The sequence below is a fragment of the Faecalibacillus sp. MSK20_93 genome, assembly GCF_020589945.1.
Classification (GTDB): domain Bacteria; phylum Bacillota_I; class Bacilli_A; order Erysipelotrichales; family Coprobacillaceae; genus Faecalibacillus; species Faecalibacillus intestinalis.
Genome location: NZ_JAJDKA010000094.1, coordinates 1 through 5,567, shown reverse-complemented (window position 1 = coordinate 5,567; position 5,567 = coordinate 1). Strand labels below are relative to the sequence as shown.

Annotated in this window: 4 protein-coding genes; 1 reads left to right on the top strand and 3 read right to left on the bottom strand. The window is 29.9% G+C overall.

Annotation, left to right across the window (positions count from 1 at the left end; genetic code table 11):
• Positions 1-153: 153 nt before the first annotated feature.
• From LJD34_RS15380 to LJD34_RS15370, 3 genes are read right to left on the bottom strand one after another with little or no spacing between them, the layout of a single operon-like run.
• The gene (locus LJD34_RS15380; protein WP_227360306.1) at positions 154-1,389 is read right to left on the bottom strand and encodes an aminopeptidase; all 1,236 of its coding nucleotides are present in this window, start codon (positions 1,387-1,389) and stop codon (positions 154-156) included.
• The gene (locus LJD34_RS15375) at positions 1,386-3,362 is read right to left on the bottom strand and encodes a tetratricopeptide repeat protein (RefSeq protein WP_227360305.1); all 1,977 of its coding nucleotides are present in this window, start codon (positions 3,360-3,362) and stop codon (positions 1,386-1,388) included. The genes LJD34_RS15380 and LJD34_RS15375 overlap by 4 nt, the downstream gene beginning before the upstream one ends.
• A 28-nt stretch (positions 3,363-3,390) precedes the next feature.
• Positions 3,391-3,738: a hypothetical protein gene (locus tag LJD34_RS15370; protein ID WP_022000671.1), complete on the bottom strand. Its 348-nt coding sequence runs from the start codon at positions 3,736-3,738 to the stop codon at positions 3,391-3,393.
• A gap of 76 nt (positions 3,739-3,814) precedes the next feature.
• Between LJD34_RS15370 and LJD34_RS15365 the strand changes: the two genes are divergently transcribed.
• The gene (locus LJD34_RS15365; protein ID WP_032089498.1) at positions 3,815-5,008 is read left to right on the top strand and encodes an FtsW/RodA/SpoVE family cell cycle protein; all 1,194 of its coding nucleotides are present in this window, start codon (positions 3,815-3,817) and stop codon (positions 5,006-5,008) included.
• Positions 5,009-5,567: the final 559 nt, after the last annotated feature.

The following is a 5,567-nucleotide window of genomic DNA, read 5'->3' as shown; positions in this document are numbered from 1 at the left end:
CTTGCACTGCGACCTATCAGAAATGAACTGGTCAGCCAACAATGTTGGCAGGTAGCAAGAATCTCCTGTCTTTAGACATGGGGAGTGTCAAATAATATATAATAGAAATCTTTTTTTACTAATTAAAAAGTGGGGAGCAATCCCCACAGATCATTAAAATACAAAATTTCCATTTTCAAAGATTTTTACATGACTGCCATCTTCTAAAATACCATCAATCATTAAATCTTCTGTCCCCATCATAAAATCAACATGAACTAAAGAATCATTGACCCCTTTTTCAAACAATTCTTTTTTATCCATATCAATCCCACCTTTAATACATTCAGAAAATCCAATACCTAAAGCCATATGACATGAAGCATTTTCATCATATAAAGTATTATAAAATAATGTTTTTAATTCATTAATTGGTGAATGATAAGGAATTAAAGCAACTTCACCTAAACGTTTACTTCCTTCATCACTATCAATAATTCCTTTTAAAACCTCATATCCTTCTTTAGCTCCAAAATCAATCACTTGACCATCTTTAAAACGTAAATAAAATTCATCAACAATATTTCCACCATAACTTAAAGGTAAAGAACTAAAAACAATTCCTTCTACATCATCCTTATTAGGTGATGTAAAGATTTCTTCTGTTGGTATATTAGGAAAATTGTAAACACCATTTTTTAAATAACTTCCCCCACCAGCAAATAAATAATCATCATTCAAACCAATTGTAATTTCAGTTCCTTTACTATTTTTATAATAAAGTTTCTTTAAATTTAGACTATTTAAATAATTAACACGTTTTTCAAAAGAACGACGATGTTGATTCCATAATTCGACAGGATCATGTTCATCATCAATCTTAGCTGCTTTAAAAATAGCACTCCATAAACTATCTAACGCTTCTTGATTTGACATATCAGGATAAACTTTATTCGCCCATTTTTGCGTAGCTCCACCTACAATACACCAAGCATTTGTCATATTATCGGATAAATCAAAATATGTCTTACATGCCTTTTTAACTGCTCTTTGCCAATTAGAAATCTTTTTAGGTTCAATACCTGCAAGCATTTCAGGATCTTCATCATCAACATAAAGAAAACAAGCATTCATTAACGCATAATCATTTCTAAAAGATGAAAACCAAGTAGGTACGTGATTAAAATCTTCTACTTCCATATTTTTATATTTCATACGTGTGACTTCTTCATCACTATAATGAACAACAACTTCTTTAGCGCCTACAAGATAAGCTTGTTTAGTAACCGCTCTTACAAGTTGATAACTTTCAATAGATGCACTAATGACAACGGTTTGTTTTTCTTGAACATTCAAACCTGATTGAACAATTAATCTTGCATATTTTTCTAATTTTGTTTCAAAACTCATTTTTCCACCTCTAATTTATCTAATTCCTTTTGCGCTTCAAGATATCCTTCTTGAAGTGCTAATTGATAATATTCTTTAGCTTTTTCTAAATCTTTAGAAATACCATCACCATAATGATACATATAACCTAGCATAAAGCTGGCTTTTGAATAATGATAATGACTAGCTTGTTGATAATATTGCATTGCTTTATGCTTATCTTCTTTTTGTCCTATCCCATAAAAGAACCATCTACCTAAATGATAAAAACCTTCTCTATTTTGTTTTTGACAAGCTAATAAATAATATTCATAAGCCATCTGATAATCTTTTTCTACATAAATTCCATTTTCTAAATAATAAGCATATTTTACAAGTGCTGGTGAATAACCTTTTTTTGCACTTCTTAAAAGATAATCAAGCATTTCCTCTTTACTGACTTCTATTCCTTGTTCACCATAAAGTGCTAATTGATACAAAGACTGTTCCTCATCTTCTTTTAAAATTGCTAATTTAAAATGTTGAATTGCTTGTTGATCATCGTGCTTTTCTTTAAAATACTGTCCTATTAAATAAGCTGCAACAGGATACTGATCTTCTATTTTAATTAAGCAAGCAATCCCTTTTTCCTTATCCTGTAAAACACCCTTTCCTTCTAAATAACAAACACCTAAATAATAAAATGCTTCTCTTTCTCCAAGATTGGCTGCTTTTTGATAAGCTTCAAAAGACTTCTTTTCATCTTTAACAGTTCCAATTCCTTGACCATAGTAATAAGCCACAGCCAACGTTGATTGTCCATCTCCTTGATGACTCGCTTTTAAATACCAATAAAAACTATTTTTTTCACTTTCTGGATATTCACTATGCATTTCATAAAAATACCCTAAACAAAATTGCGCATTCATATAGCCCATATTCGCTGCTTTTAAATAATATTCTAAAGCTTTTTGACTATCTTTTTCTATTCCTCGACCAAATTCATAACAGGTTGCCATCGCTGTGATTGCTACTTCTAAACCATCTTTTGCTGCTTCTTGATACCAATGAAAAGCTTTTGGATAATTTTCATTGCAACCATAACCTAAATCATAAAAACGTCCTAATTTATATTTGGCAAGACTATTCCCTTCATAAGCTGCTTTTTCATAATAATGTAAAGCTCTTTGATAATCCTGTCTTGTTCCTTGACCATATTCATAACATTCACCTAGAGCACAAATCGCATCATTATGTCCTAAAGCTGCTGCTTCTTCATAACGTAAAAAAGCTTCCTCTAAATCCTGAGTTACACCATACCCATTTTGTAAAAAATAAGCCGTTGAAAATAAAGATCTTGGAAATCCTTCATCGACCCCTAAAGAATAAAGTTCAAAAGCTTTTTCATAATCTTGGTCAACATCTATCCCATATTCATAAAAATAAGCAAGATTACAAGAAGCAACAACATTCCCTAAATCACTTGCCAGACGATAATATGTCATGGCCATTTGATTACTTTGTTTGACCCCTTGTCCTTTTTCATACATATAACCTAACACACATAAACAATCAGAATCTTCACATTCTTCTCCTAAATGGAAACATTCTAATGCTTGATCATATTTTTTTTGGTCATAATAATATAATCCTACTTGATAATATTGATCAGGTGTTAATTCTTCTAAATCTAATTCATCATAATGATGATTATAAGTAAGTGCACATAAATCAATTCCTATCACTTGATGTTCTTCATTTTCTATCAAATATTGTTCAAATTCATGATAATCTTCATAAGTTTCCATCATCATTTGAATTGAATCTACTTGTTGTTGTAATTCATCAATACTTGCATGATGTGAATAAATAGAAATTAATTTAATATAGGCAATTGATTGTTGATAATCATCTTTTTTTACACGAATTAAAGTTTCTAATTCATAATCATTTAGAATTTCATCAATATAATAATGATGAAAAAAAGGTTCATATAAGTGAATTCTTTCTTTCATACCTTCACCCCCAATACAACTTGGAACGTTATTTTTTTTCATTTACTATTCTACTGATTTCATCAGAGAACTTTCCTAAAATAACAGTAACTTTGCCTGTAGCTTGAATAACACCACTTGCACCTAATTCTTTTAAAACATTTACTTTTACTAAATCATCATTTTCTACAAAGAAACGTACTTTACTTCCTTGACTTTGGCTCTCTTTAATATTATCAATACCCCCTAAAGCATGAATTAAAGCTTCTAAATCAATAGGAATATCTTTTAAAGTAACTTCTTTAGGTTTTTTATTTTTTAATACCTTTGCAAAAATAAACCATACTCCAACAATTACAATAATTGCAATTAAAACATAAATAAAATAATCTGACATATCTATTTCCTTTCTTAATAAACATTTTCTTTTATGATATATTTATAGTATACTATAAATCACTAGGGGTGACAAAATGAAAAAATATTTAGATTCTACAATTTGTTGGCCACTTGCCATCATTTTATTTATTCTATGTCTTATTAGTTGTTATACAATTAAATGTGCAGCTGGTTATATTACTTATCCCAATCCTACAGGTTATTGGAGTAAACAACTCCTTTATTATATGATTGGTGTCGGTTTGATTTTTTTAATCAATCGTTTTGGAAATGATCGAATTTACTCGGGAATGTGGATTTTTTATGGAATCTTGATTGTCTTTTTAGTCGGTCTTGTTATTCAAAGATTTGCTATTTATAAATTAGGAATGCAAATCATTCCCTTTGCGAAAGATCTAAATGGTGCTACATCATGGTATAACTTTCCAGGATTTTCATTCCAACCTTCTGAATTTATGAAAGTTGTAATGATTATTTGTATGTCTAAAACTGTTTCTTTACATAATGAAAAATATTTAATTCATACATTTGATACCGATTTACAGTTAATTGGTCGTGTAGCAGCTATTGCTCTACCACCAATGATTCTAACTTATTTACAAAATGATGCTGGTGTTACTTTGATTATGGCTTTTTCAGTGGTTGTTATTTTATTTGCATCAGGAATTAATAAGAAATGGTATATTGTAGGATTTGCTTGTTTAGCAGTTGTTCTTATAATTTTTACTTACTTATTTATTTATCGTCAAGATATATTTTCTTCAATTATCACAGGACATAAACTTGATCGTTTTTATGGCTGGGTCGATCCTGAAGGAACTTATCAAAATCAAGGATACCAACTTTATAATGCGATGATGGCTTATGGAACAGCTGGACTTTTTGGTCATGGATTTGACACAGTGATTATTTCTTTACAAGAAGCTCATACGGACTTCATCTTTTCTGTTATTACTTTAGGCTTTGGATTCGTGGGAGCCATCATTACGCTCATTGCTATACTAGCGTTAGATGTTTGTATTTTGTATGTTGGTTTAAAAGCAACGCATCAAAGTGATAAATATTTTATTGCTGGTATTTTTGGATGTATGATTTTCCAACAATTTTGGAACATCGCTATGATTTTAGGAATACTCCCTATTACTGGTATCACATTACCGTTTCTTTCATATGGTGGGTCTTCACTTTTATCTTACATGATTGCGATTGGAATGTGTTTTGATATCCATCGCCAAACAAGTATCGCTAAATATAATCAAATAGATTAAAGCTGTAACACAAAGTACAGCTTTTTTTGTGCAAGTATGTTAATTATGTTAAAATAAATCGAATTGTATTAATAAACGGAGATTAGTATGACAAAAAAGAGATGGATCTTCATCAACAAAATCGTTTTTCAATTAAAATCAATAAAATACTTCAAGATAAAAAAAATAACCAACAATGTTTAAAATTAATTGCCCCTAAATATATGGGCGTTTATGTCGTTGGCTTAAAAAAGATATCTTCCGTGATATTATAGGCCCTTCCTATTTTTTAAAACTTGGAAAAGAACAACATAATTGTTTTTCTGTAACAATGAAACTTTATAATAATCTATATATTAGCGAAAACAATCAACAAAATGTTGCTCAATTTATTAATTACAACACTATTATCGAAAAACTTTCTAAAGATAAAAACATTGAACAAAAATACAGAAAAAAAGATGGCACACTCATTAAAATATCTAGTGAACTACTCCGACTTACACTTCGTTTAGAAGTCGGAGATTCTTGCTTCAACCACGACTGCCTCTAATGACAATACATTATAGGTCTTACACAG